Source organism: Pseudomonas sp. 9_2_1, from assembly GCF_059295275.1.
In genome coordinates, this window is record NZ_CM181239.1 from 5,495,427 (window position 1) to 5,519,581 (window position 24,155).

General features: G+C 63.7%; 25 protein-coding genes. 15 read left to right on the top strand and 10 right to left on the bottom strand.

Features of this window, described 5'->3' with window-relative positions; genetic code table 11:
- Positions 1–8: 8 nt before the first annotated feature.
- The 3 genes from AC5O5I_RS24970 to AC5O5I_RS24980 are packed head-to-tail and all read right to left on the bottom strand — an operon-like array spanning position 9 to position 1,684.
- On the bottom strand, positions 9–599 hold the full coding sequence (locus AC5O5I_RS24970) for an LON peptidase substrate-binding domain-containing protein (protein WP_172286803.1): 591 nt from the start codon (positions 597–599) through the stop codon (positions 9–11).
- A gap of 9 nt (positions 600–608) precedes the next feature.
- Positions 609–1,325 (bottom strand): LrgB family protein, encoded by a 717-nt coding sequence (locus AC5O5I_RS24975; protein WP_172227621.1) that lies wholly within the window; start codon positions 1,323–1,325, stop codon positions 609–611.
- Complete coding sequence (locus tag AC5O5I_RS24980) at positions 1,322–1,684, bottom strand: CidA/LrgA family protein (protein WP_172227623.1); 363 nt, start codon at positions 1,682–1,684, stop codon at positions 1,322–1,324. Before AC5O5I_RS24980 ends, AC5O5I_RS24975 begins: the two co-directional genes overlap by 4 nt.
- A gap of 143 nt (positions 1,685–1,827) precedes the next feature.
- Between AC5O5I_RS24980 and AC5O5I_RS24985 the strand changes: the two genes are divergently transcribed.
- From AC5O5I_RS24985 to AC5O5I_RS25025, 9 genes are all read left to right on the top strand, one after another.
- On the top strand, positions 1,828–2,283 hold the full coding sequence (locus tag AC5O5I_RS24985) for a MaoC family dehydratase (RefSeq protein ID WP_172227625.1): 456 nt from the start codon (positions 1,828–1,830) through the stop codon (positions 2,281–2,283).
- Between the two features lie 279 nt (positions 2,284–2,562).
- The gene (prmA, locus tag AC5O5I_RS24990) at positions 2,563–3,441 is read left to right on the top strand and encodes a 50S ribosomal protein L11 methyltransferase (protein WP_172227627.1); all 879 of its coding nucleotides are present in this window, start codon (positions 2,563–2,565) and stop codon (positions 3,439–3,441) included.
- A 42-nt stretch (positions 3,442–3,483) separates the two neighbouring features.
- Positions 3,484–4,857, top strand: coding sequence for a DUF3426 domain-containing protein (locus AC5O5I_RS24995; RefSeq protein ID WP_494511731.1), 1,374 nt, complete (start codon positions 3,484–3,486; stop codon positions 4,855–4,857).
- Between the two features lie 173 nt (positions 4,858–5,030).
- Complete coding sequence (dusB, locus tag AC5O5I_RS25000) at positions 5,031–6,044, top strand: tRNA dihydrouridine synthase DusB (RefSeq protein ID WP_172227631.1); 1,014 nt, start codon at positions 5,031–5,033, stop codon at positions 6,042–6,044.
- Complete coding sequence (gene fis, locus AC5O5I_RS25005; protein WP_003249693.1) at positions 6,041–6,361, top strand: DNA-binding transcriptional regulator Fis; 321 nt, start codon at positions 6,041–6,043, stop codon at positions 6,359–6,361. The genes dusB and fis overlap by 4 nt, the downstream gene beginning before the upstream one ends.
- A gap of 81 nt (positions 6,362–6,442) precedes the next feature.
- Positions 6,443–8,050, top strand: coding sequence for a bifunctional phosphoribosylaminoimidazolecarboxamide formyltransferase/IMP cyclohydrolase (gene purH, locus AC5O5I_RS25010; protein ID WP_172227633.1), 1,608 nt, complete (start codon positions 6,443–6,445; stop codon positions 8,048–8,050).
- A gap of 135 nt (positions 8,051–8,185) precedes the next feature.
- Entirely contained in the window at positions 8,186–9,481 is a 1,296-nt protein-coding gene (gene purD, locus AC5O5I_RS25015; RefSeq protein WP_172286801.1) for a phosphoribosylamine--glycine ligase, read from the top strand.
- A 135-nt stretch (positions 9,482–9,616) separates the two neighbouring features.
- Positions 9,617–12,388, top strand: a complete 2,772-nt coding sequence (locus tag AC5O5I_RS25020; RefSeq protein ID WP_494511732.1) for a hybrid sensor histidine kinase/response regulator — start codon at positions 9,617–9,619, stop codon at positions 12,386–12,388.
- A gap of 44 nt (positions 12,389–12,432) precedes the next feature.
- Positions 12,433–13,029, top strand: a complete 597-nt coding sequence (locus AC5O5I_RS25025; protein ID WP_172228446.1) for a MarC family protein — start codon at positions 12,433–12,435, stop codon at positions 13,027–13,029.
- On the opposite strand, the gene AC5O5I_RS25030 is transcribed toward AC5O5I_RS25025, so the two are convergent.
- The 7 genes from AC5O5I_RS25030 to cobG form a co-directional block, all read right to left on the bottom strand.
- A complete protein-coding gene (locus AC5O5I_RS25030; protein WP_172228448.1) occupies positions 13,026–13,682 on the bottom strand; it encodes a hypothetical protein in 657 nt (218 codons plus the stop codon). The two genes, AC5O5I_RS25025 and AC5O5I_RS25030, sit on opposite strands and share 4 nt — an antisense overlap.
- Positions 13,675–14,370, bottom strand: a complete 696-nt coding sequence (locus AC5O5I_RS25035) for a hypothetical protein (protein WP_172228450.1) — start codon at positions 14,368–14,370, stop codon at positions 13,675–13,677. Before AC5O5I_RS25035 ends, AC5O5I_RS25030 begins: the two co-directional genes overlap by 8 nt.
- A gap of 54 nt (positions 14,371–14,424) precedes the next feature.
- Positions 14,425–15,108 carry a hypothetical protein gene (locus AC5O5I_RS25040; protein WP_494511733.1) on the bottom strand — a complete coding sequence of 228 codons (684 nt, stop codon included), beginning with the start codon at positions 15,106–15,108 and terminating at the stop codon, positions 14,425–14,427.
- 120 nt (positions 15,109–15,228) lie between these two features.
- The gene (gene cobJ, locus AC5O5I_RS25045) at positions 15,229–16,926 is read right to left on the bottom strand and encodes a precorrin-3B C(17)-methyltransferase (RefSeq protein ID WP_494511734.1); all 1,698 of its coding nucleotides are present in this window, start codon (positions 16,924–16,926) and stop codon (positions 15,229–15,231) included.
- Complete coding sequence (locus AC5O5I_RS25050) at positions 16,914–17,648, bottom strand: precorrin-2 C(20)-methyltransferase (RefSeq protein ID WP_172228456.1); 735 nt, start codon at positions 17,646–17,648, stop codon at positions 16,914–16,916. Before AC5O5I_RS25050 ends, cobJ begins: the two co-directional genes overlap by 13 nt.
- Positions 17,645–18,271: a precorrin-8X methylmutase gene (locus AC5O5I_RS25055; protein ID WP_172288143.1), complete on the bottom strand. Its 627-nt coding sequence runs from the start codon at positions 18,269–18,271 to the stop codon at positions 17,645–17,647. Before AC5O5I_RS25055 ends, AC5O5I_RS25050 begins: the two co-directional genes overlap by 4 nt.
- Entirely contained in the window at positions 18,264–19,595 is a 1,332-nt protein-coding gene (gene cobG / locus AC5O5I_RS25060) for a precorrin-3B synthase (RefSeq protein ID WP_172228460.1), read from the bottom strand. The genes AC5O5I_RS25055 and cobG overlap by 8 nt, the downstream gene beginning before the upstream one ends.
- Before the next feature lie 231 nt (positions 19,596–19,826).
- On the opposite strand from cobG, the gene cbiE reads away from it, so the two are divergent.
- The 6 genes from cbiE to AC5O5I_RS25090 all read left to right on the top strand — a co-directional run bounded on the left by cbiE (position 19,827) and on the right by AC5O5I_RS25090 (position 24,143).
- On the top strand, positions 19,827–21,038 hold the full coding sequence (gene cbiE / locus AC5O5I_RS25065) for a precorrin-6y C5,15-methyltransferase (decarboxylating) subunit CbiE (RefSeq protein ID WP_172228462.1): 1,212 nt from the start codon (positions 19,827–19,829) through the stop codon (positions 21,036–21,038).
- The gene (locus AC5O5I_RS25070) at positions 21,031–22,125 is read left to right on the top strand and encodes a cobalt-precorrin-5B (C(1))-methyltransferase (protein ID WP_172227286.1); all 1,095 of its coding nucleotides are present in this window, start codon (positions 21,031–21,033) and stop codon (positions 22,123–22,125) included. Before cbiE ends, AC5O5I_RS25070 begins: the two co-directional genes overlap by 8 nt.
- On the top strand, positions 22,122–22,841 hold the full coding sequence (locus tag AC5O5I_RS25075; RefSeq protein ID WP_172227288.1) for a cobalt-precorrin-6A reductase: 720 nt from the start codon (positions 22,122–22,124) through the stop codon (positions 22,839–22,841). Before AC5O5I_RS25070 ends, AC5O5I_RS25075 begins: the two co-directional genes overlap by 4 nt.
- Before the next feature lie 93 nt (positions 22,842–22,934).
- Positions 22,935–23,165, top strand: coding sequence for a type II toxin-antitoxin system VapB family antitoxin (gene vapB / locus AC5O5I_RS25080; RefSeq protein WP_494511735.1), 231 nt, complete (start codon positions 22,935–22,937; stop codon positions 23,163–23,165).
- Positions 23,165–23,575, top strand: coding sequence for a type II toxin-antitoxin system tRNA(fMet)-specific endonuclease VapC (gene vapC / locus AC5O5I_RS25085; RefSeq protein ID WP_172227292.1), 411 nt, complete (start codon positions 23,165–23,167; stop codon positions 23,573–23,575). The genes vapB and vapC overlap by 1 nt, the downstream gene beginning before the upstream one ends.
- Before the next feature lie 130 nt (positions 23,576–23,705).
- Positions 23,706–24,143: an NfeD family protein gene (locus AC5O5I_RS25090; RefSeq protein WP_172287385.1), complete on the top strand. Its 438-nt coding sequence runs from the start codon at positions 23,706–23,708 to the stop codon at positions 24,141–24,143.
- The last annotated feature ends 12 nt before the right edge of the window (positions 24,144–24,155 follow it).

A 24,155-nucleotide genomic window follows, 5' to 3' on the forward strand; every position in this document is an offset into this window, starting at 1 on the left:
CAGAATCATCAGGCGAACAGCTCACCCTGAATCCGCTCCAGCAGCTTCTGGATCTCCCCCAGCCGCTGCTGCGGCGAGTCGAGGGTCAACAAGTCCAGCTTGTCCTCTTCCATGAACGGCAGCAGATACGCCAGCTGGTTGGCCAGCGCCTGGCGCCCGTCCACCGGGCGCGGCATGTCCAGCGCTTCGACCATCGGGTGTTCGCCCAGGGCCACCAGCAAGGCCAGCAGGTCGTCGTCCGCTTCTTGCAGCGGGCTGTCCGGATCCTCTGGCAGCCACTGCACCTGCCCCACCAGCAACTGGTCCTTCTGCACCTCGGTGCTCTGCAGGCTGAAGCGCCGCACGCCTTCGACCCGAATGCCCAGCAAGCCGTTGTCCTGCTGCACGAAATCGCGGATCACCGCCTCACAGCCAACCGAAGCGACCACCGGCGGCGCCTTGCCGACCTGGTCGCCTTCGAGGATGCACACCACTCCAAAACCTTCGCCCTGCTTCATGCAGCGCCCGATCATGTCCAGATAGCGCGCCTCGAAAATCTGCAAATCCAGAAAGCAGCCAGGAAAAAGCACGGTATTGAGCGGAAATAGCGGTAGCGTCATTTCAAGTCCTCAAGCCACCAGGCTGACCGCAAGCGGCAGGAACACCGCCGTGGCCACCCCCATCAGGCTCATCGCCAACGCGGCAAAGGCGCCGCACTCGTCACTTTCCTGCAGGGCCACCGAAGTGCCCACCGCATGCGCGGTCACGCCCAGCGACATACCGCGCGCCTCGGGGCTGTGCACACCGAAGCGTGTCAGCAGCGCTGGGCCGAAAATGGCCCCAATCACCCCGGTAATCAGTACGAACACCGCTGCCAGGGCTGCCACGCCACCAATCTGCTCGGCTACCAGCATGGCAATCGGCGAGGTCACCGACTTCGGCGCCATGGTCATCAGGATCATGTGTTCCGCCCCGAACCACCAGCCCAGCAACAGGCAGCACAGCGTGGCGAACAGGCCTCCGATTACCAGCGTAGTAAATGTGGGCCAGAACAGCTGCCGGATACGCCGCAGGTTGAGATACAGCGGCACGGCCAGGGCGACGGTGGCGGGCCCCAGCAGGATATTCATGATTTCGGTGCTTTTGCGGTATTCGCGATAGTCGATGCCGCACAACAGCAGCACGCCAATCACCAGCAACATCGACACCAGTACCGGCTGGAGGAATATCCAGCGGGTTTTCTCATAGGCCGCCAGCACGACCTGATAGGCCCCCAGCGTGATCCCGATACCGAATAAAGGATGATGAACGACCGCGTCGAGCGTGCCTTGCCAGTCCAGCATCATGGCTGCTCCTCGCGCTTGCCCTGGCGGTGGATGAGCTTTTGCATCAACACGCCGACGAACACCAGGGTGGCCAGGCAGGAAATCAGCAACGCCCCGGCAATGGCCCAGAAATCGGCAGCGATGTCCTTGGCGTATACCATCACCCCCACTGCCGGCGGCACCAGCAACAGCGGCAGGTAGCGCAACAGGCTGCTGGCGGCCTCGTTCAGCGGTTTGCCGACCTCACCGCGCGCCATGAGGAAGAACAACAGCAGCACCAGGCCGATGATCGGCCCAGGCAAAAAAGGCACCAGCAGGTGATTGATCGCCGTTCCCAACAACTGGAACAGCACCAGCCAGGTCAAACCACGCAACAGCATAAGCATCTCCCTCAGGCATTGCGGTCATTATAAGCACGCGCCGCGATAGATCGATATTCGCTGAAAAGCAGGCAACTTGACTGAAACGTTTGGCCGTGCTGATCTTGCACTTTCGTACCAACTGACAACCCGGAGAGTCCGCGATGCCCTATGTACCGGTTACAGAGCTTTCGCAATACGTTGGTAAGGAACTGGGCCGCTCGGCCTGGCTGAAGATCGACCAGCAGCGCATCAACCTGTTCGCCGAAGCGACGGGCGATTTCCAGTTCATCCATGTCGACCCGGAAAAGGCGGCAAAAACCCCGTTTGGCTGCACGATCGCCCATGGTTTCCTGACCTTGTCGCTGATTCCCAAGCTGATCGAAGACATCCTGGTCCTGCCGCAAGGGCTGAAAATGGTGGTGAACTATGGGCTCGACAGCGTGCGCTTCATACAGCCGGTCAAGGTCGACAGCCAGGTACGGCTGAAGGTGGAACTGGCCGAGGTGGCGGAGAAGAAGCCAGGGCAATGGTTGCTCAAGGCAATTGCCACGCTGGAGATCGAAGGTGATGAGAAGCCTGCTTATATAGCCGAATCGCTGTCGTTGTGTTTCGTCTGAGCCCTGCATGATCGGACTGCACGGCAGCCCGATTCAATCCACAAACCCTGCGCACTCGCGTAAACTGCCAGCCTTCGCGCAGCCTAGGGTTTGTACGAAAAGTCGCCGAGCGGCGATCAAGCAAGGCGAAAACAGGCGAGGAACGGCCGGGGTCGCGCCCGACTTTGCTGGTTGCAAATGAGCATTCCGAGCCTGTTTTCTACGCAGCATGATCGTCGCGCAGGCACTTTTCGTACAAAGCCTAGGGCTGCCCCTGTCGATTTACCAAAGGTGCCCGCCATGCCTTGGCTGCAAGTACGCCTGGCCATCAGCCCGGAACAAGCCGAAACCTACGAAGACGCCCTGCTTGAAGTGGGCGCCGTTTCGGTCACGTTCATGGATGCCGAAGATCAACCGATCTTCGAACCCGACCTCAACACCACCCCGCTGTGGTCGCACACCCACCTGCTGGCCCTGTTCGAGGCCGATGCCGAGCCCGAGCAGGTATTCTCCCACCTGCGCCTGCTGACCGGCGCCGAGTTGCCCGAGCATCAGGCCGAGGTGATCGAGGACCAGGACTGGGAACGCAGCTGGATGGACAACTTCCAGCCGATGCGCTTCGGCCGCCGCCTGTGGATCGTGCCCAGCTGGCACGAAGCCCCGGACAAGGACGCGGTAAACCTGCTGCTCGACCCGGGCCTGGCTTTCGGCACCGGCACCCACCCTACTACTGCGCTGTGCCTGGAATGGCTCGACGGCCAGCAGATCGAAGGCACCCAGGTGCTGGACTTCGGCTGCGGCTCGGGCATCCTCGCCATCGCAGCGCTGCTGCTGGGCGCGCGGGAAGCAGTCGGTACCGACATCGACGTGCAGGCCATCGAGGCTTCGCGGGACAATGCCCAGCGCAACGGCATTGCCGATGAAAAGCTGGCGCTGTACCTGCCCGAGCACATGCCTGCAATGCAGGCCGATGTGCTGGTCGCCAACATCCTCGCCGGCCCGCTGGTATCGCTGGCACCGCAGTTGTCCGGGCTGGTGCGCCCAGGTGGCCTGCTGGCGCTGTCGGGCATTCTTGCCGAACAAGGTGAGGAAGTTGCCGCGGCCTACGCTGCCGACTTCGAGCTGGACCCGATCGTCGTGCGCGACGGCTGGGTGCGCATCAGTGGTCGCCGCCGTTAAGCAGGCCTAGAATACCTTTCTGCACATCTCCCGGATCGCCGCATGACCGACAGTTTCGTCACCCAGTGCCCGCATTGCCAGACCAGCTTTCGCGTCACCCACCACCAGTTGAGCGTGGCCCGCGGGGTGGTGCGCTGCGGCCACTGCCTGCAGGTGTTCAATGCCGCCAAGCAGTTGCTGGAGCAGACCCGCACCGCTAGCGCCAGCGCACCACTGGTGCCTGCACCGGCACCTGTTGCTGCGGCGCCTGCCGAGCCGGTGGTCGAGCCGGTGATCCCCGCCAAGCCTGCCATCAGCGAGCGCAGTAGCCCCCCTGACCAGGACTGGGCGCTTACTGCCCAGGCGCTGGACGCGCTCGACCTGGACAAGGAGCTGGAACGCCTTGAGCGTCGCGGCCAACCTGCGCCGGCGCGCTCGTCCAACCTGGACGATGGCTTGCAGGCGCGGCGTGACGAGCTGCAGCCGGACGAACATGCCGACGATTTGTTCGGGACAGCCACCGATGACCGCTTCGAGCCGGCGCACAGCGCAGAACCCACGCCCGTGTTGCTGGAGACGGCGAACGTTGAGCAGGAGCCGGACCTGGGTCCCGCCGCCGGTGAGCGCACCGAACCGACCCTGGGTGCCAGCCTGGACCTGGACATCGACGACGAGCCGCCCGTTCGCCGCGGCGTCGAAATCGACGAACCTGAGGAACCCGGCGAGCCGCTGCGGGACATTGATGAAACGATTCCGGAAAAAGGCCTGAGTGCCCGCGACGATGAGCCGATGGCATTTCACCTGTCCGGGCGTGACGACGACCCCGTCGAAGCGCTGCCGGGCGAGCGCCTGGAACCAGGCCTGACCAGCAAACCTGAGCGGCCATCGCGCAAGGAGCCGCTGGTCGATGTGGTCGACGATCCGCTGCAACTGGGCTGGGAAAAGCCTGCCGCCAACTGGGGCAAGCGCCTGCTGTGGGGCCTGCTGACCTTGCTGGCGGCGGGCCTGCTCGCGTTCCAGTACGTGTGGTTCCACTTCGACGAAATGGCCCGCCAGGACCAGTACCGACCACTCTTCCAGCAGATCTGCCCGATGGTCGGCTGCCAGGTGCCAACGCGCGTCGACATTGCCCGGATCAAGAGCAGCAACCTGGTCGTGCGCAGCCACCCGGACTTCAAGGGTGCGCTGATCGTCGACGCGATCATCTACAACCGCGCGCCGTTTGCCCAGCCGTTTCCGCTGCTGGAACTGCGCTTTGCCGACCTGAATGGGCAGTTGATCGCCAGCCGGCGCTTCAAGCCCAGCGAGTATTTGTCCGGTGAACTGGCCGGGCGCGGCGAAATGCCCAGCCAGACCCCGATCCATATCGCCCTGGACATCCTCGACCCGGGCCCCAAGGCCGTCAACTACAGCCTGAGCTTCCGCTCCCCGGAATAAAGGCAGGCCTGCAGGGGCTGCTTTTCAGCCCCGGGCGCTCGTTCGTACCAAATGTCATAAGCCGACAACTGTTCAGATTTTATCCAAATCCATCTTTATCCGGTCACCGAGAGCGGGTATCATGCCAACCCTTTTTCGAACTCCAAGATTCGGCCCCACAACAGGGATCACCTATGTCGGCGGTACGCATCGGCCCATACACACTACGTAACAACCTGATCCTCGCGCCAATGGCCGGGGTCACGGACCAGCCTTTCCGTACACTTTGCAAGCGCCTGGGCGCGGGCATGGTGGTGTCGGAGATGGTCTCCAGCGACATGAGCCTGTGGAACAGCCGCAAGTCGAGCCTGCGCCGCATCCATGAAGGTGATCCCGAGCCACGCTCGGTCCAGATCGCCGGCGGTGATGCGCAGATGATGGCAGCGGCGGCAAGGGCCAACGTCGAAGCAGGTGCCCAGATCATCGATATCAACATGGGCTGCCCGGCAAAAAAAGTCTGCAACAAAGCCGCAGGCTCTGCTTTATTGAGAGATGAAGCCTTGGTCAGCGAAATCCTCCACGCCGTAGTCGGCGCCGTGGATGTGCCGGTGACCCTGAAGATCCGCACCGGTTGGGACCGGGCGAACAAGAACGGCCTGAACGTGGCGCAAATCGCCGAGCAGGCTGGCATCCAGGCGCTGGCGGTGCATGGCCGCACACGCGCCGACCTGTACACGGGCGAAGCCGAATACGACACCATCGCTGCCATCAAGCAGGCGGTGTCGATCCCGGTTTTTGCCAACGGCGATATCACCTCGCCAGAAAAGGCCCGGGCGGTGCTGGACGCCACCGGGGTCGATGGCCTGCTGATTGGCCGGGCCGCCCAAGGGCGGCCATGGATCTTTCGCGAGATCGAGCATTACCTGCGCACTGGCGAACACCTGCCGGCGCCGCAACTGGACGAAGTGGAACGCATCCTGCTGGAGCACCTGGCCGCGCTGCATGCCTTCTATGGCGATGTGATGGGCGTTCGTATCGCCCGCAAGCACGTTGGTTGGTACCTGGCGACACGACCCGGCGGCAAGGAGTTTCGCTCCCGGTTCAACGCTTTGGAAGACACACAAGCGCAGTGCGCCAACGTTCGCGCGTTTTTCGCCGAACGTCGACAGAGCCTTGAGACAGAGGACGGACAAGGGGTGGCCGCATGACGATGATGACCGAGAATTTTGTGAGTGGAACAACGCCCGTGAGCGACAACGCCAACCTGAAACAGCACCTCAACACGCCGAGCGAAGAGGGCCAGACCCTTCGCGACAGCGTCGAGAAGGCGCTGCACAACTACTTCGCCCACCTGGAAGGCGCGACCGTGACGGACGTGTACAACCTGGTGCTCTCCGAAGTCGAGGCGCCCCTGCTCGAAAGTGTGATGAACTACGTGAAGGGCAACCAGACCAAGGCCAGCGAGATGCTCGGGCTGAACCGAGGCACCCTGCGCAAGAAGCTCAAGCAGTACGACTTGTTGTAAGCCAGAATCCCAACCAGAAAAGGCGGCTCCCTGAACAGAGGCGCCTTTTTTGCTGAATCCACCGCGTTATTGGAACCCGAAATGACCGACCAGACTACCCGCCTGCCAGTCCGCCGCGCCCTGATCAGCGTCTCCGACAAGACCGGTATCCTCGAATTCGCCCGTGAGCTGCAGCAGCTCGGTGTCGAGATCCTGTCCACCGGCGGCACCTACAAGCTGCTCAAGGACAACGGCGTCAACGCGGTGGAAGTGGCCGACTACACCGGCTTTGCCGAAATGATGGATGGCCGGGTCAAGACCCTGCACCCGAAGATCCACGGCGGCATCCTTGGCCGTCGCGGCACCGACGACGCCATCATGACCGAGCACGGTATCAAGCCGATCGACCTGGTTGCGGTCAACCTGTACCCGTTCGAAGCCACCATTTCCAAGCCTGGCTGTGACCTGCCGACCGCCATCGAGAACATCGACATCGGCGGCCCGACCATGGTCCGTTCGGCTGCCAAGAACCACAAGGACGTGGCCATCGTGGTCAACGCCAGCGACTACGCCGGCATCGTCGAAGGCCTCAAGGCCGGCGGCCTGACCTACGCCCAGCGCTTCGACCTGATGCTCAAGGCGTTCGAGCACACTGCCGCCTACGACGGCATGATCGCCAACTACATGGGCACCATCGACCAGGCCAAGGACACCCTGAGCACTGAAGCGCGCAGCCAGTTCCCGCGCACCTTCAACAGCCAGTTCGTCAAGGCCCAGGAAATGCGCTACGGCGAGAACCCGCACCAGAGCGCGGCGTTCTACGTGGAGGCCAAGAAAGGCGAAGCCAGCATTTCCAGCGCCATCCAGCTGCAAGGCAAGGAACTGTCGTTCAACAACGTGGCCGACACCGACGCCGCGCTGGAGTGCGTGAAGAGCTTCGTCAAGCCAGCCTGCGTCATCGTCAAGCACGCCAACCCGTGCGGCGTGGCCGTGGTACCGGAAGACGAAGGCGGCATCCGCAAGGCCTATGACCTGGCCTACGCCACCGACACCGAGTCGGCGTTCGGCGGCATCATCGCCTTCAACCGCGAGCTGGACGGCGAAACGGCCAAGGCCATTGTCGAGCGCCAGTTCGTCGAAGTGATCATCGCCCCGAAAATTTCCCAGGCTGCCCGCGACGTAGTGGCTGCCAAGCAGAACGTTCGCCTGCTGGAATGCGGCGAGTGGCCTGCCGAGCGCGCTGCCGGTTGGGACTTCAAGCGCGTCAACGGTGGCCTGCTGGTGCAGAGCCGCGATATCGGCATGATCACCGCCGATGACCTCAAAATCGTTACCAAGCGTGCACCGACCGAGCAAGAGATCCACGACCTGGTATTCGCCTGGAAGGTGGCCAAGTTCGTCAAGTCCAACGCCATCGTCTACGCCAAGCAGCGCCAGACCATCGGCGTCGGCGCCGGCCAGATGAGCCGCGTCAACTCCGCACGCATTGCTGCAATCAAGGCCGAGCATGCTGGCCTGCAGGTGCAGGGCGCGGTCATGGCGTCGGATGCGTTCTTCCCGTTCCGTGACGGCATCGACAATGCGGCGAAAGTGGGTATCAGCGCCGTGATCCAGCCGGGTGGCTCGATGCGTGATGCCGAGGTGATTGCCGCCGCTGACGAAGCCGGCATCGCTATGGTCTTCACCGGCATGCGCCATTTCCGCCACTAATCAAGATGGCCGGCCGGTCCCAGGTCCCTGTGGGAGCGGGTTCACCCGCGAATGCGATGCTGGATTCACCGCCGCATTCGCGGGTGAACCCGCTCCCACAGGGGCCGGTACTGCCGCCAAACATGAGGTTTTGACATGAAAGTTTTGATCATTGGTAGCGGCGGCCGTGAGCACGCCCTGGCCTGGAAAGTCGCCCAGGACCCACGCGTCGAGAAAGTCTTCGTTGCCCCTGGCAACGCTGGCACCGCCATTGAAGCCAAGTGCGAGAACGTTGCCATCGACGTGTGCGCTCTGGAGCAACTGGCCGATTTCGCCGAGAAAAACGTTGACCTGACCATCGTCGGCCCGGAAGCGCCGCTGGTCATCGGCGTGGTCGACCTGTTCCGCAGCCGCGGCCTGGACTGCTTCGGCCCAACCAAGGGCGCGGCCCAGCTGGAAGGCTCCAAGGCCTTCACCAAGGACTTCCTGGCGCGTCACAAGATCCCGACCGCCGACTACCAGAATTTCACCGAAATCGAGCCGGCGCTGGCCTACCTGCAAGAAAAAGGCGCACCGATCGTGATCAAGGCCGACGGCCTGGCCGCGGGCAAGGGCGTTATCGTTGCCATGACCCTCGAAGAAGCCGAAGCCGCCGTGCGTGACATGCTGGCCGGCAACGCCTTCGGTGAGGCAGGCTCGCGCGTGGTGATCGAAGAGTTCCTCGACGGCGAAGAAGCCAGCTTCATCGTCATGGTCGACGGCCATAACGTGCTGCCCATGGCCACCAGCCAGGACCACAAGCGCGTCGGCGACCAGGACACCGGCCCGAACACCGGCGGCATGGGTGCCTACTCCCCTGCCCCGGTGGTCACCGCCGATGTGCACCAGCGGGTGATGGACCAGGTCATCTGGCCGACCGTGCGCGGCATGGCCGAGGAAGGCAACGTCTACACCGGCTTCCTCTACGCCGGCCTGATGATCGACAAGGCAGGCAACCCCAAGGTCATCGAGTTCAACTGCCGTTTCGGCGACCCGGAAACCCAGCCAGTCATGCTGCGCCTGGAGTCGAGCCTGGTGCTGCTGATCGAAGCAGCCTTCGCCAAGGCGCTGGACAAGGTCGAAGCACAATGGGACCCGCGCCCGAGCCTGGGCGTGGTACTGGCAGCTGGCGGTTACCCGGGCGACTACGCCAAGGGCGACGTGATCCACGGCCTGGACGCTGCGGCGAAGATCGAAGGCAAGGTGTTCCATGCCGGTACTTCGCTCAAGGATGGCCAAGTGACCAGCAACGGCGGGCGCGTGCTGTGTGCCACCGCCATGGGCAGCACTGTTGCCGATGCCCAGCAGCAGGCGTACCGCCTGGCCAGGGAAGTAAGCTGGAACGGCAGCTTCTACCGCACCGACATCGGCTATCGGGCCATCGCCCGCGAGCGCGGTGAACACCAGCAGTAAACAATGGCGGAACGCCGTAGCGCTTTCAGCCTACGGCATCCGGCTCGTCGACAGGGCCCGGCATGGGCCTTGCCTTCGGCTCGGCGCGCCGCGCATAGTGAGTACCCGGCACATCGGCTAAGAAGGGATTTCGTAGTGCGTCGGCTTCGGATTGCCTCAGCTCTGATCGTCAGCTTGCTGACCCTGCTCTGCATGTTCCCGGCTGCGGCCGATCATGACGGAGGCTGGACCGTTCTGCTCGACGAACAGGCCAACCTGCAACTTAGCGACGTGCGTTCCGAGCGCTACCGCAACCAGTTCAGCCCGCTGCTGCTTGCCGACCTGGATGCCGCGCCTGCGGAACAGGCACTGTGGCTGCACTATCGCCTGGCGCCCGGCGACCAGGAACAACTGCTGCGGGTATTTGCCCCCGACCTTTCCGGCCTGGACCTCTACGCCCTAGAGGGCGACCAGCTTCTGCGTCAGCTGCACCACGGGCGCCAGCCCGGCAATGCCAGCCCGACCCTGCGCGGCAGCGACCATGTATTGCCCCTGCCCAACAGCAAACAACCGCTGGACATCTACCTGCGCCTGGTCTCCGAGCACCAGCTGCGCCCGGCCATCAGCCTGGAACCCGCAGCCGAAGCTGCGTCGGACCAGCACCAGCCACTGTTGTTCGGCATGCTGTTCGGCGGGTTGATCATGCTGATCATGCACAACCTGATCCGCTTCCTTTACAGCCGCTCCAGCACCACCCTGATCCTGGCGCTGTACCACGGCCTGATGCTGCTCAGTGGTCTGATCCTGCTGAACCTCAGCGGGCCGTGGTGGCACGTGTGGCACAGCGCGCAAACACCTGCCGCTTACCTGACGCTGGTACTGGCCGGTCTGGCGGGGCTGTATTTCACCCAGCATTTCTTTTCGCCGTGCAAATCGCCACGGCTGAACCGGCTGCTGCAGGGCGAAATGCTGGTTGTCGGGGTCAGCGGCCTGGTACTGCTGTTCGTCGATACCCTGCCGCTCAACCTGATGACCTACGCCCTGATGGCCCTGGGCAGCGTCAGTATGCTGCTGGTGAGCAGCTACCACTGGTACAAAGGTTACCCACCCGGCCGCCTGTTCAGCCTGGCGATGGTGGTGTTCAACCTCGGTGGCCTGGTGCTGCTGCCGGCGCTGCTGGGCCTGACGCGCACCTCGACGCCCTGGCTGCTGTGCGTCCTGCTGGGACTGACCGTGGTCAGCGGCCTGCTGCTGAACCTGGCGGTGAGCGAGCGCCTGCGCAGGATCAGCGAGGAACGGTTCAGCGCCAGCCGTGCGCTGGCCGCCAGCGACGCCGAAATCAACGCCAAAGCCGAGTTCCTGGCCAAGATCAGCCACGAAATCCGCACCCCCATGAACGGGGTGCTGGGCATGACCGAGCTGCTGCTGGGCACACCGCTGTCGGTGAAGCAGCGCGACTACGTGCAGACGATTCACAGCGCCGGCAACGAGCTGCTAACCCTGATCAACGAAATTCTCGACATTTCCAAGCTGGAGTCCCGGCAGATCGAACTGGATGACGTGCAGTTCGATCTTAACGCACTGATCGAGGACTGCCTGAACATCTTCCGTGCCAAGGCCGAACAGCAGAACATCGAGCTGATCAGCTTCACCCAGCCACAAGTGCCGCGAGTGATCAGCGGCGACCCGACGCGGCTGCGCCAGGCCTTGTCGAGCCTGCTGGAAAACGCCCTGAAAAACACCACCCAGGGCGAGATCCTGCTGGTGGTGGCCCTGGACCAACGGGGCGAGATACCGCGCCTGCGCATCGCCGTGCAAGACAGCGGCGAACCGCTGCCGGCCGCTGATCGCGAGGCCTTGCTGCAAGCCGAATTGCACAGCCACCATTTCCTGTCCAGCAACAAGCTGGGCGGGCACCTCGGTTTGATCATTGCCAAACAGCTGATCGGCCTGATGCAGGGCGAATTCGGCATCAAGAGCAGTACCGGCATGGGCAATACCTTGTGGCTGACCTTGCCGCTGGACCCCTCGCGCCTGGAGCAACCTCCCGCCGACCTCGACAGCCCGCTGCGCGATGCCCGGGTGCTGGTGGTGGACGACAACGACACGTGCCGCAAGGTGCTGGTACAACAGTGCAGCGCCTGGGGCATGAACGTCAGCGCGGTGCCGTCGGGCAAAGAAGCGCTGGCATTGCTGCGTACCAAGGCCCACCTGCGCGACTACTTCGACGCCGTGCTGCTGGACCAGAACATGCCTGGCATGACCGGCATGCAGCTGGCGGCGAAAATCAAGGAAGACCCCAGCCTGAACCACGATATCCTGGTGGTGATGCTTACCGGCATCAGCAACGCGCCGAGCAAGGTCATCGCGCGCAACGCGGGGGTCAAGCGGATACTTGCCAAACCGGTCGCCGGCTACACACTCAAGACCACCCTGGCCGAGGAGCTGGCCCAACGCGGGCGCGAGCAGGCCGTGCCGGCCAGCCTGCCAGGTATCCCGCAGGCGCTGGACTTGCCCGGTGATTTCCGCGTACTGGTGGCCGAAGACAACAGTATTTCGACCAAGGTGATCCGCGGCATGCTCGGCAAGCTCAATCTTGAGCCCGACACCGCCTGCAATGGCGAAGAGGCCTTGCAGGCGATGAAGGCGCAACGCTATGACCTGGTGTTGATGGACTGCGAGATGCCGATCCTGGACGGTTTCTCGGCCACCCAACAGCTGCGTGTGTGGGAGGCCGACAACCAGCGCCACCGCACCCCGGTGGTGGCACTGACCGCGCACATTCTTGCCGAACACAAGGAACGCGCGCGGCTGGCGGGCATGGACGGGCACATGGCCAAACCTGTGGAGCTGTCGCAGTTGCGTGAACTTATCCAGTACTGGGCCAACCACCGCGAAACCGAGGTGGACCCGGCGCACAGTTCCTGACTGTCAGCGCCTACACCAATCCATCATGCCAAGGACCAGCGCTCATGCTCCATGAGTTATTCAGCGTCTACCTGAAAATGCTCGTGCTCTACAGCCCGTTCTTCGTGCTGTCGTGCTTCATCAGCCTGACCCGCGGCCACTCCAGCAAGGAACGCAAGCAACTGGCCTGGAAGGTGGCCTTTGCGGTGGTCATCGCCAGCATCCTGCTGTACCTGTTCGGGCGGGCGATCTTCGGCATCTTCGGCATCACTGCCGACGCCTTCCGCATCGGTGCCGGCAGCGTGCTGTTCATCTCGGCGCTGGGCATGGCCCAGGGCAAATCGGCGGTTCAGGCCGATAACGTGCAGCAGGATGTCACCATCGTGCCGCTGACCATACCGCTCACTGTCGGGCCGGGTACCATCGGTGCCTTGCTGGTGATGGGCGTAAGCCAGCCGCATTGGGATGACAAGCTGCTGGCTATTGTGGGTATCGTGCTGGCCAGCTTCACCGTCGGCCTGGTGCTGTACCTTTCGCACCGCATCGAGCGAATCCTGGGCGACCAGGGCTTGCAGATCGTCAGCCGGCTGATGGGGCTGTTTGTCTGCGCCCTGGCGGCGCAGATCATTTTCACCGGCATCAAAGGCTACCTAGCCCCCTAGAGCAGAAGGTCGCGTATCGCTCGCTGGCTACTGCGCGCCACGCTCGCTTCAGCCCGCTTGCGATAGTCTTCGCGGAACCCTTGCAGATTGAAGTGGATCACTTCCACGCGCATATCAACGACCTGCACTTCCTGTTTCGACTCCAGGTACAGAAACCCGCTGGTCGAATGCCTGAGTGACATTTCCATGTGCAGTATCACCAGGTCGATGAACCCGTTCGGCTGCTGGGCGCAGGGCAGCAACTGGAAACGCGCCTTGTCCTTCGCAAGTGCGCGGGACTCGAAGGCAGACAGTGACTGCCTGTCATTGCGCAGTGCCTGCAAGGACTGTTCGGCCACCGCACCGTGCGCGGGTGAGCCTAGCTGCTCGACCTGCGCCACGGCGCGCTCGGCGAGGGTTTGCCGGTCAGGGCCGAACTTTCGGCTTGCGGGTGCCAGCTTGCCATCAAACCCTAGCGCAGCCAGGTTTCGCCAGTAGTTTCTGAACCAGTCAGGCTCTAGCCCCTCGTCCAGATCGCCCCAGGCGACCTGCTGGGCAAACGCGTTGGCCAGCAGGAGGTCATCACGCGCTTGAGGGCTGACCCCTGGCAAGAATGACATCAGGCTGCTGTGGACAACACTGGCACTGGCAGCCGGTTGATTGAACTTACTCATGGACAGGCTCCTGTGCCACTGGCGGTTGTACCTGGCCGCGATACTGCGCTTTCTTGGTGCCAATGGCGGCTTGCAGGCCGCAGCTCACCCGGTCGACAAGCTTGGCGCTGGTCTGATAACGGCAGTCGAGTTGCTGGGGGGGCTCGTCGCACGCGGGCTCCAGAACTTGCCAGAGCCATAGCGCATCAGGCGGCGAAGCAGTGCTGAATCTGAGTTCGGTGCTGACGATGGAACCGTCTGGCAATACCAATCGCAGTTCCACATGAGCATGGCTGTCACCCCCGGCATCCGGCGGCCGTATGCATTCTGCCCACAACGCCTGCTGCAGGGCTGGGTCAGGGCTTGCCTTGAACATGTCCAGGCAACGCCCTGCCTCTGCATGCGATTCAGCGGCCAGAGCAGCCAGCAGGTTGGCCCGAAGGATGGCCCACGGCTCGAAACATGCGGCCTGCGGCGCGGAAACCGGGCGGGCCTGCACAGTGACCGGAGTACAACCGAAGCTGCCTTGCACCCGCAGGTATTCCCGGTGCCAGCCGTCATGGCGCAAGTTACGTGGGTGACGCTTGCTGGCAGCCAGATAGGCGGCCAGCTGAATATTGAGCAGATCGTCTACCCTTGATTGGCTGACGGCAGCATGAACCCATACCAGGCTGTTACCGTTTAGCCACAAAGCATAATTGGCTTGCATGATTTCGCCCTCCAGCCTCGCCGACACCGTGATGCCGGCGGGCCGACTCAGTGATCAGATTTCAAGGGCCAGCAATACCTGCAAGGCATTGTCATCAAGCTTGGTTTCAACCAGCGAGCGGACCTTGTCGTACTGACGCGGGTCGAAGTTCAACACCGCACCACAGGCAAAGTTCCGGGTGCCGCTGCTTTCCCACTTGAGCAGCAGGTAGTTGGCTGATTTATCAGGCTTGGCATCGGTCTGGATCGCGCTGACCAGCATGGCTACCTGGCCGGCTGAGGTCTGCTCGCATTTGGCAAGGCTCAACCCGGTGCGGTCATCTTCGAACGTCTTGCGGTTCAACATCTCGACGTTTTTAGTGCTGGCGGCAAGTGCGGCAATGACGGTCTTGCCCAGGCCTTCGAGCGCAGTTGCCACCTCTCCGGTGAAGATCCCGTAGGCGGCCTGCAAGCCTTTACCCACCAGGTTGCTGATTTCCAGTTGCCTGTCGCTCTGGGTTACTTCCTGCACGTCGACATTGGTCGGGGCCCAACCCATCTTGGACATCAGGAAAACGTACTGCTTGAACCACTCCCGAGTCTCCTTGATAGGGTCGTGCTGCTTGTTGGCACCTTGAGTTGCCAAGGCATGGCATGCCTTGGCAGCGTCACGGTTCATGTCGGACATAGCGTCCGGGAACACGAACAGGTTCTTGTCCGGTAGTACCTGAAGTTCCAGTTTCTCGCTTTTCACGGCCATCGCTTTGGGTCTCCATTGGATATTTACGGTTGGAGCCCTCTGGCTCCAGCCACAAACCTAACGGCAACGCAAAACTCAACCCGCCCTGCAGCACTTCCTTAGCCGTCGGCATGCCCTTGTTCAGGGGTGGCTGTGGTACCAGCGCGGGGTATATACCCACAGCCCGCCATCGGCGCGGTCGAAGGTGCATGTCGTCGACGAACCGACCAGCACCATGGTGCGCATATCGACCATTTCCGGCAGCAATTCGGCCAAGGTGACTACTTTCAGCGTCTGCCCCGGCCTACCGATATCACGGCCAAGGACTACAGGCGTGGTCCCCTCCCGATGTCGGCGCACGACTTCAAGCGCCACGCCAAGCTGGTGCGGCCTGGATTTCGAGATCGGGTTGTAGAACGCCAGCACCAGGTCGGCCTGTGCCGCCAGGTCCAGGCGCTTTTCGATGATCGACCAAGGCTTGAGGTTGTCCGAAAGCGACATCACGCAGAAATCATGCCCCAGCGGTGCGCCCGCCTGGGCCGCCGTTGCGAGCGAGGCCGACACCCCCGGCAGGATCTCGAGGTCAACGCAATGCCAGGCAGGGTCGCTGGACTCATGCAAGGCTTCGAGCACTGCGGCCGCCATGGCAAACACGCCCGGGTCGCCCGACGACACCACCACCACCGAACGGCCTTGGGCCGCCAGCTCGAAGGCGTGCCGAGCGCGCTGCATCTCTTCACGGTTGTCGGTGCAGTGCTGCACCTGATCGTCGCGGAACGGGCCCGCCATGCGCACATAGGTTTCGTAGCCGAGTACATCCTGCGCACGCGCCAGCTCTGCCTTGACCGCTGGCACCATCAGCTCGGCAGCTCCCGGGCCCAGGCCGATTACCGCCAGGCGACCGCGACGGCGGCCGATCTGCGCCACCTCGACTGGTGCAGGCGACACTGCAATCACCACCTCTGCCTGCTCGATCAACCGAGCTTCGGGCAACGCCGTGGCAACCATGCTGGCGACATCGTGTGGCTTGGCGGCGAAGCGCAAGGCAACACCCAAGGCCGCTGCGGCTTCGCGCAGGGCGCTATCGGCCATGGCTTGCTCGTCGGCCAGCACGCACGCCAGTGCGGGCTCGGCGATGCCAGCCTGCTGCAATGCAGCACGAATAGCGTGCAGATTGCCGCCGGCGACACCGACGACTACCGAACGCGGATGGATCAGCAGTTCGTCGCGGCTGGCCGGGCGCGCCTGATGCCCCACATGGATGGTGCGCCGGGCCGCTTCACTGGCAGGCAACTGCGCCTGCAGCAACCACGGTGCGTCACCTTCAATGCGTACCGACTCGCCAGCCAGCAGGTCGGAGACAAAGCGCTTGCCTTGCTCGATATCCGCCAGGGCATAGCCCTGCGGCGGGTTGAGCAGGCAGGTGCCGAAGCGCAACTCGCCACTGGTGGTAATGGCGGCGGCTACGCCCAGCGCCTCAGCAATTTCGCGCGCCATGACGTTCACGCCGCCCAACCCACCGAGCAACGGCACGACGGCGCTACCATCCTCGGCCACGGCCAGCACCGGCGGCTCTGTGCCTTTCTCGTCGAGCAGGCTGGCCAGGCTGCGGATGACGATGCCCGCAGCGCACAGGGCAATGATCGGCGTATCCCGCTGATACAGCTCGCGCAGGGTGTCGCCGAACGCACTGTAGTAGCTGTCGACACCTTCGACCCGGCCTTCCAGGCCATGGATCGACGCCTGTGGATAACACTGCTGGATACGCAGCGCCGTGGCCAGGCTGCCTGGGCCGAGGATGACGATCGCCGGTGCCTTGTGCATGTTCAGCCCTGCCATTTTTCACCCGGCACGATGATCAGCGAAAAGTAGGGCGACGACTGCGGGTCGACCTGGTCCAGCGGCACGATCTTCTGGTTGGCCATGGTCGCCCGTTCCACATACAGCGCGCGCCCGTCCAGGCCAAGTTCGGCCAGCACTTCGCGCACTTTCGGGAAGTTGCGCCCAAGCTTCATGATCACCGCCGCATCGGCGTCGGCCAGGCGGCGCTTGAGGTCTTCGGCCGGCAGTACGCCAGACAGCACCGACAGGCTCTGGTTGCGGTACACCAGCGGCGCGCCCAGTACCGAAGCACCACCGAGCATCGAGCAGACGCCGGGGATTACCTCGGCCTCGTAGCGCTGCGCCAGGCGATCATGCAGGTACATGTAGGAACCATAGAAAAATGGGTCACCCTCGCAGATCACCGCCACATCGCGACCGGCATCCAAGTGCTCGGCCACCTGCACGCTGGCCTCGTCGTAGAAGTCGCTGATCACCTGCTCGTAGGACAGCGGCGCTGGCAAGGCTTCGGTGGTGACCGGGTAGACCAGCGGCAGCAGGGCCTGCTCGGGCTGCAGGTGTGCCTCGATGATGCCGAAGGCATTGCCGCGCTTGCCCTTGGCCACGAAATAGCCGACTACAGGGGCCTCGCGCAGCAGGCGCAGGGCCTTGAGGGTAATCAGTTCAGGGTCGCCAGGGCCCACGCCCAGGCCCAGCAGACGTCCACGCGGCGCCATCATTCCACCTCCGTGGCCAGGGCGTTGACTGCCGCAGCAGCCATCGCGCTGCCGCCCAGGCGGCCTTGCATGATCACGAACGGCACGCCACGGCTGTCGGCAGCGAGCATCGCCTTGGATTCGGCTGCACCGACGAAGCCGACCGGGAAGCCGAGGATCAACGCGGGCTTCGGGGCACCAGCATCGAGCATTTCCAGCAAGTAGAACAGCGCAGTGGGTGCGTTGCCGATCACCACCACGCTGCCTTCCAGATGGGGGCGCCACAGCTCCAGGGCCACGGCAGAACGGGTGTTGCCAGCGTCCTTGGCCAGGCCAGGCACGCTCGGGTCACGCAAGGTACAGATGACCTTGTTGTCCGCTGGCAGGCGGGCCCGGGTGATGCCTTCGGCGACCATGTGCGCATCGCACAGAATCGGCGCGCCGTTCAACAGTGCCTCGCGCCCGGCACGGCCGGCGCCTGCGGAGAATTGCAGGCCATCGATGGCGTCGACCATGCCACACGCGTGGATCACCCGCACGGCAAGCTTTTCCAGGTCTGCGGGGATCCGCTCGAGCTGGGCCTCCTCGCGGATGATCCGGAAGGAATTGCGATAGATCTCCTGACCATCGCGGATGTAGTCAATCATCAAGGTGCTCCGTCGGCAGGTCGAGCATGGCGCCTGCTTCATTCAAGGTAAGGTCGGTGGCGCGCAGGGCACCGAAGCCAGGCTGGCGCGCATCACGCAGGTACAGGTCGTAACGGCCCGGCGAACGGGCCAGCAGGGTGGCCGGGGCAACATGGGCCATGGCGCAGGATCGGGGGCAACCGGACAAGTGCACGCTGGCTGGCGCACCCGGGCCCAGCAGCGTGGCCAGGGTCAGCGCGTCGGCCTTGGTTTCGCCCAGGGCCTTCGCGCAGCCGCTGGCGCCGGTGCAGGCGCTGATGCGCGCCAGAGGTTCATGGTCGTTGCAGAGCAGGCCCAGTGCGGATAAATCGGCCTGGGCCTGGTTGATGTGTTGCGCTTGCAGGTTGGGCAGCACCAGGCTTTGCCAGGGGCTCAAGCGCAAGCTGCCATCGCCCAGTTGACGGGCAATGCGCGCGGCACCACGCAGCATGGTGGGGGTCAGCCGGCCCTGCGGCGGGGCAACGCCAAGCGCCAGGCCTTGGGCCTGGGGTAGCACGCCCAGCCAAGAAGCGTTGTGGGGTTCACGTCGCCATGCGAGCACGGCTGGGTCGCGGCGAATGGCCAGACCAAGCCCGTCGATGAAATCGGTTACCGAACAGGCTTCGAGCAACTGGCGCATGCGCGACTGCACCGGGGTTGCCAGGTCGAGGAAGCGCTCCAGCACAGCGCGCACCAATTGCAGGCCTTGCTCCAGCGGCACGGCGCCCAGCACCTGGCCTTCAGCCGGGCATCCCGCCAGGCCAAACGCAAGCCAGGTCTGCTGCTCCAGGCGCAGGGCCGAGAGCCACAGGTCATGGGGGTGTTCGAGCATCGCCAGGCTTTCGCCGGCATCCAGTTGCACGGCGAACTTGGCCGACAACTGATGAAAACGCGGTGTGCCTTCCAGCAGCTCGAGAATTCGTCCAGCCAACGGCCGGGCATCCAGCAGCATCGTCGGATCCTGCCCGGCCAGCGGGCTGAGCATCAGGTTGCGCACATCGTCACCCGCCGCGTCACGCGGGCCCAGGCCGGCAGCGAGCAGTGTCTCGACCAACTCGCGGTGGTGGCTGCCGATACCGCGTATCTGCAAATTGCCACGGTTGGTGGCCTCGATCACGCCGCCTGCGAAACGCTCGGCCGCTGCAGCCACCGCATCGGCCTGGTCGGCAAACAGCAGGCCACCGGGCAGCTTGATCCGGCAGATCCCGCCGTCGCGGGCACTGACAATGCGCCACAACCCCGGGCAGGCCGAGGGGCGGGGCGATACGTGGGGGGCATTGGCCTGCTTCAAAGGGGTGTCCGGCAATCTGTGAAAATGCGCTTGAGTGGAGAAGGCGCGGTATTATGCCTGCTTTGTCCGGCGGCATGAAAAGCCGGTGGTCGAGCATCCTCGGCGTTTGAGTAGAAATTCACGACCGCGTCGCCCTCTTCACGGGTAAACCCGCTCCCACAGGATCATCGTTGCCCCACATCCTGTAGGAGCGGGTTCACCCGCGAAGGGGCGCAAAGCGCCCCCAAAAATGGCGGATTGAAACACATGACCCCCTGGCTGACAGTAATAGGCATCGGCGAAGACGGCTTCACTGGCCTGGGCAAACAGCCCCGGCGCGCGCTGCTGGCCGCTGCAAAGATCTTCGGCAGCCCCCGCCAGCTGGCCTTGCTCCCTCGCTGCGTGTCCGGCACACGGCTGGGCTGGCCAAGCCCGTTCTCCCTGGCCCCGGTGCTGGCCCTGCGCGGCGAGCCGGTGTGCGTTCTGGCCAGCGGCGACCCGATGTTCTATGGCGTCGGTGCCAGCCTGGCCCGCCAGGTACCTGCAGCAGAAATGCGCGTGCTGTCGATGCCCTCTTCCTGTGCCCTGGCGGCCGCCCGCCTGGGCTGGCCGCTGCAGGACGTGCAAGTGCTGTCGCTGGTCGCACGGCCCCTGACGGCGCTGAATGCCTGCCTGCACAGCGGCGTGCGCCTGCTGGTGCTGAGCAACGATGGCGACAGCCCCGCAGCGATCGCCGCGTTGCTGCGTGCGCGTGGCTTCGGTCCAAGCCGCCTGCAGGTGCTCGAACACTTGGGCGGCGACGCGGAAAAAACGCTTGCCGGCACTGCGCAGGACTGGCCGCATGCCGATATCGCTGCCCTCAACCTGGTAGCCATCGAATGCCTGGCGGCACCCGATGCGCCGCGCCTGCACAGGCTGGCCGGGTTGCCAGACAGTGCCTTCGAGCACGACGGCCAGCTGACCAAGCGCGATGTCCGCGCCATCACCCTGGCGCGCCTGGCACCCCAGCCCGGTGAATTGCTCTGGGACGTTGGCGCAGGCTGCGGTTCGATCGGCATCGAATGGATGCGCGCCCACCCGGCCTGTCGCGCCCTGGCCATCGAGGCCGATGAAGGCCGCCAGGGTTTCATCGAACATAACCGCGATGCGCTGGGCGTCCCCGGCCTGCAACTGGTACGCGGCAAGGCCCCTATGGCATTGGAAGGTCTGGAGCAACCGGATGCAATCTTCATCGGTGGCGGCGTCACCCGTGAAGGTGTGCTCGACCTGTGCTGGGCAAGCCTGCGCCCCGGCGGCCGGCTGGTGGCCAATGCGGTAACCCTGCAAAGCGAACTGGCCCTGGCGCATTTCCGCGAACGCCACGGTGGCGAACTGACCCGCATCCACGTCGCCCACGCGCAACCCTTGGGCTCGTTCGACACCTGGCGCCAGGCGCTGCCGATCACCCTGCTGGAAGTGGTGAAACCCGTCGATGCGTGAAGAAACCCGCGAACAGCCTGCCGCTCTGCGCAGCGGCCTCACCACCGGCAGCTGCGCCACCGTCACCAGCCTGGCGGCGGCCAGGCTGCTGCTCACCGGGCAGTGTGACGATGCGCTGAGCATCACCCTGCCCAAGGGCAAGGTGGTGCAAATGCGGCTGGAATTCTGCCGTCTCGTTGGCGAGCGCGCCGAAGCCGGCACACTCAAGGACGCTGGCGACGACCCGGATGTGACCCACGGTGCCCTGCTCTACAGCCAGGTGCGCCTGCTGGGCGAGCCGGGTTTCCGATTTGTCGCTGGCGCTGGCGTAGGCACCGTGACCCGCCCGGGGCTGGTGCTGGCGGTGGGCGAGCCCGCCATCAACCCGGTCCCGCGGCGCATGATCAGCGAACATCTGCAAAACCTGGCCGACCAGTGCGGCTACCCGGGCGGCTTCGAAGTCACGGTCAACGTGCAGGGCGGCGAGCAACTGGCCCTGAAGACCATGAACCCGCGGCTGGGCATCCTGGGCGGGCTGTCGATCCTCGGCACCAGCGGCATCGTGCGGCCGTTTTCCTGCGCGGCCTACATTGCCTCGATCCACCAGGGCATCGACGTGGCCCACACCAACGGCTACACGCACATCGCCGCATGCACCGGCAACGCCAGCGAGGACACCATGCGCCGGGTCTACGCCCTGCCGGAAATCGCCCTGATCGAAATGGGCGATTTCGTCGGCGCGGTGCTCAAGCACCTGCGCAAGGTGCCCGTGCCACGCCTGACCCTGTGTGGCGGCTTTGGCAAGATCAGCAAGCTGGCAGCCGGGCACATGGACCTGCACAGCCGTCATTCCAGCATCGACCTGCCGCAACTCGCCGGCTGGGCCGCAGCTATCGGCGCGGACGAAGCGCTGCAGGCCGCCATCATCGGCGCCAACACCAGCCAGCAGGCCCTGGCGCTGGCGCATGCAGCCGGCATCGCCCTGGGCGACGCGGTGTGTGCCCACGCCCTGGCCTTTGCCCGCAGCGTGGTGCCGGCACAAGTACAGGTGGAGGTGTTCGCCATCGACCGCCAGGGCGGCATCGTCGGCAAGGCAGGTGTGCAATGACGACTCGCATCTTGCTGCTAGGCGGCATCACCGAAGCCCTGGCCATCGCCCGCCGCCTCGGCCCTCAGCACGTCTACAGCCTGGCCGGTATCGGCCGCGTGCCGCAGGACCTGCAGTGCCAGGTACGCGTCGGCGGCTTCGGTGGCGCCGAGGGCCTGGCCAGTTACCTGCGCGAAGCAGGCATCACGTTGTTGATCGATGCTACCCACCCCTATGCTGCGCAGATAAGCCGCAACGCCGCCAGCGCCGCGCGCAGTGCTGGCATCCCGTGCTGGGCCTTGCGCCGCCCGGCCTGGCAAGCTCAGGCGGGGGACGATTGGCGCGAGGTAGAGGACTGGGCAGGACTGATCGAGGCGCTCAAGCCGTTCCGCAGGCCGTTGTTCACGCTGGGGCGTGAGCCGTTGCAACATCTGGACGAGATTCCGCCGGAGCAGTTCTGGACCTTGCGGGCGCTGGAGGCCTGCACTGGTAACGCGCGCTGTGAGGTGATTGGCGCGCGCGGGCCATTCCATATCCAGGAAGAGCGGACTTTGTTCCAGCGTCGCAACATCGATGTGCTGATCAGCAAAAACAGTGGCAGCGTAGCCACTGAGCCGAAGCTGGAGGTGGCCAGGGACCTGGGCGTGCCCGTACTCATCCTCAAGCGGCCGAAGTTACCAACGGTGGACCTGGAGCTGGCAGGTGCAGATGAACTGCTCGTCAGACTCGCACTGTAAGTGCTCGCCTCGCCCATACGTATATCCCATTGACATATACATCGCCCCACTTAAACTTCAGTCACACATTGCCGCTTTTCAAGGAGGCCAATCATGGAGCAAGGTGCAGTCTTCAGAAGCAACCGCAGCCAGGCCATCCGTTTGCCAAAGTCCGTAGCCCTTCCTGAAGACGTAATCCGTGTGGACATCGTTGCGGTAGGCCGCACGCGCATCATCACACCTGCCGGGGAAGCATGGGACAGCTGGTTCGACGCTGAGGATGCAACGCCGGACTACATGGCTAGCCGTGATCAACCCGCTGACCAGGAACGCGAAGGGTTTTAATGCTCAGGTATCTGCTGGACACCAACATCTGCATTTTCACGATCAAAAACAAACCCCAAGTTGTTCGCGAGGCGTTCAATCGCCACCATGGCCAGCTGGGGATCAGTACCGTGACCTTGATGGAGTTGATCTACGGCGCAGAGAAGTCAGCCAACCCACAACGAAATCTTGCCGTCGTCGAAGGGTTCGCTGCGCGCCTGGAGGTACTTGACTACGATGATCATGCAGCGGAGCACAGCGGCCAACTCCGCGCGGAGCTGGCAAAGGCTGGCACGCCAATCGGGCCTTACGACCAATTGATTGCTGGCCATGCCCGGGCGCTTGGCCTGATTTTGGTCACCAACAACCTCCGTGAATTTCAGCGGGTACCTGGGCTACGGGTAGAAGACTGGCTGGGCTCAGGCTGTTGAAATCTGCTCACCTGTCATCTTTCCTACATTCTCAAGCGCCCTTTCTCACGGCCCAACGCGTGCATCCAAATGCCTTCAAGACTAAAGCTGCATTAAGCTTCAACCCCCTCCCCCGGAAGGTTTCACCCATATGGAAATGCAATGGTGGATCTGGCTGGTCTTCGGCATCGCGCTGATCCTGCTGGAACTGGTCCTGCCAACGTTCTTCATCCTCTGGTTCGGCATCGGTGCCGTGCTGGTCTCGCTCATCTCGCTCGCCGCCCCCGCCCTGCAGCTGGACATGCAAGTGCTGCTGTGGGTGCTGCTGTCATCGGTCACCACGGCGTTGTGGTTCAAGCTGCTCCGGCGCAAGCAGCCGGATGTGCGCTGGACTGCCGACAGCGTGATCGGCGAAGTGGGCCTGCTGACCATTGGCGTGTCGGAGTTCCAGAAAGGCCGGGTGCGCTTCCAGAAGCCGATCCTCGGCAACGAAGAATGGACCTGCATCGCCGACAGCGAGATCGCGGCTGGCGAACGGGTACGCCTGAGTGCCATCGAGGGCAACACCGCCCGCGTCATCCGGGCCTGAATCCGCATTAAA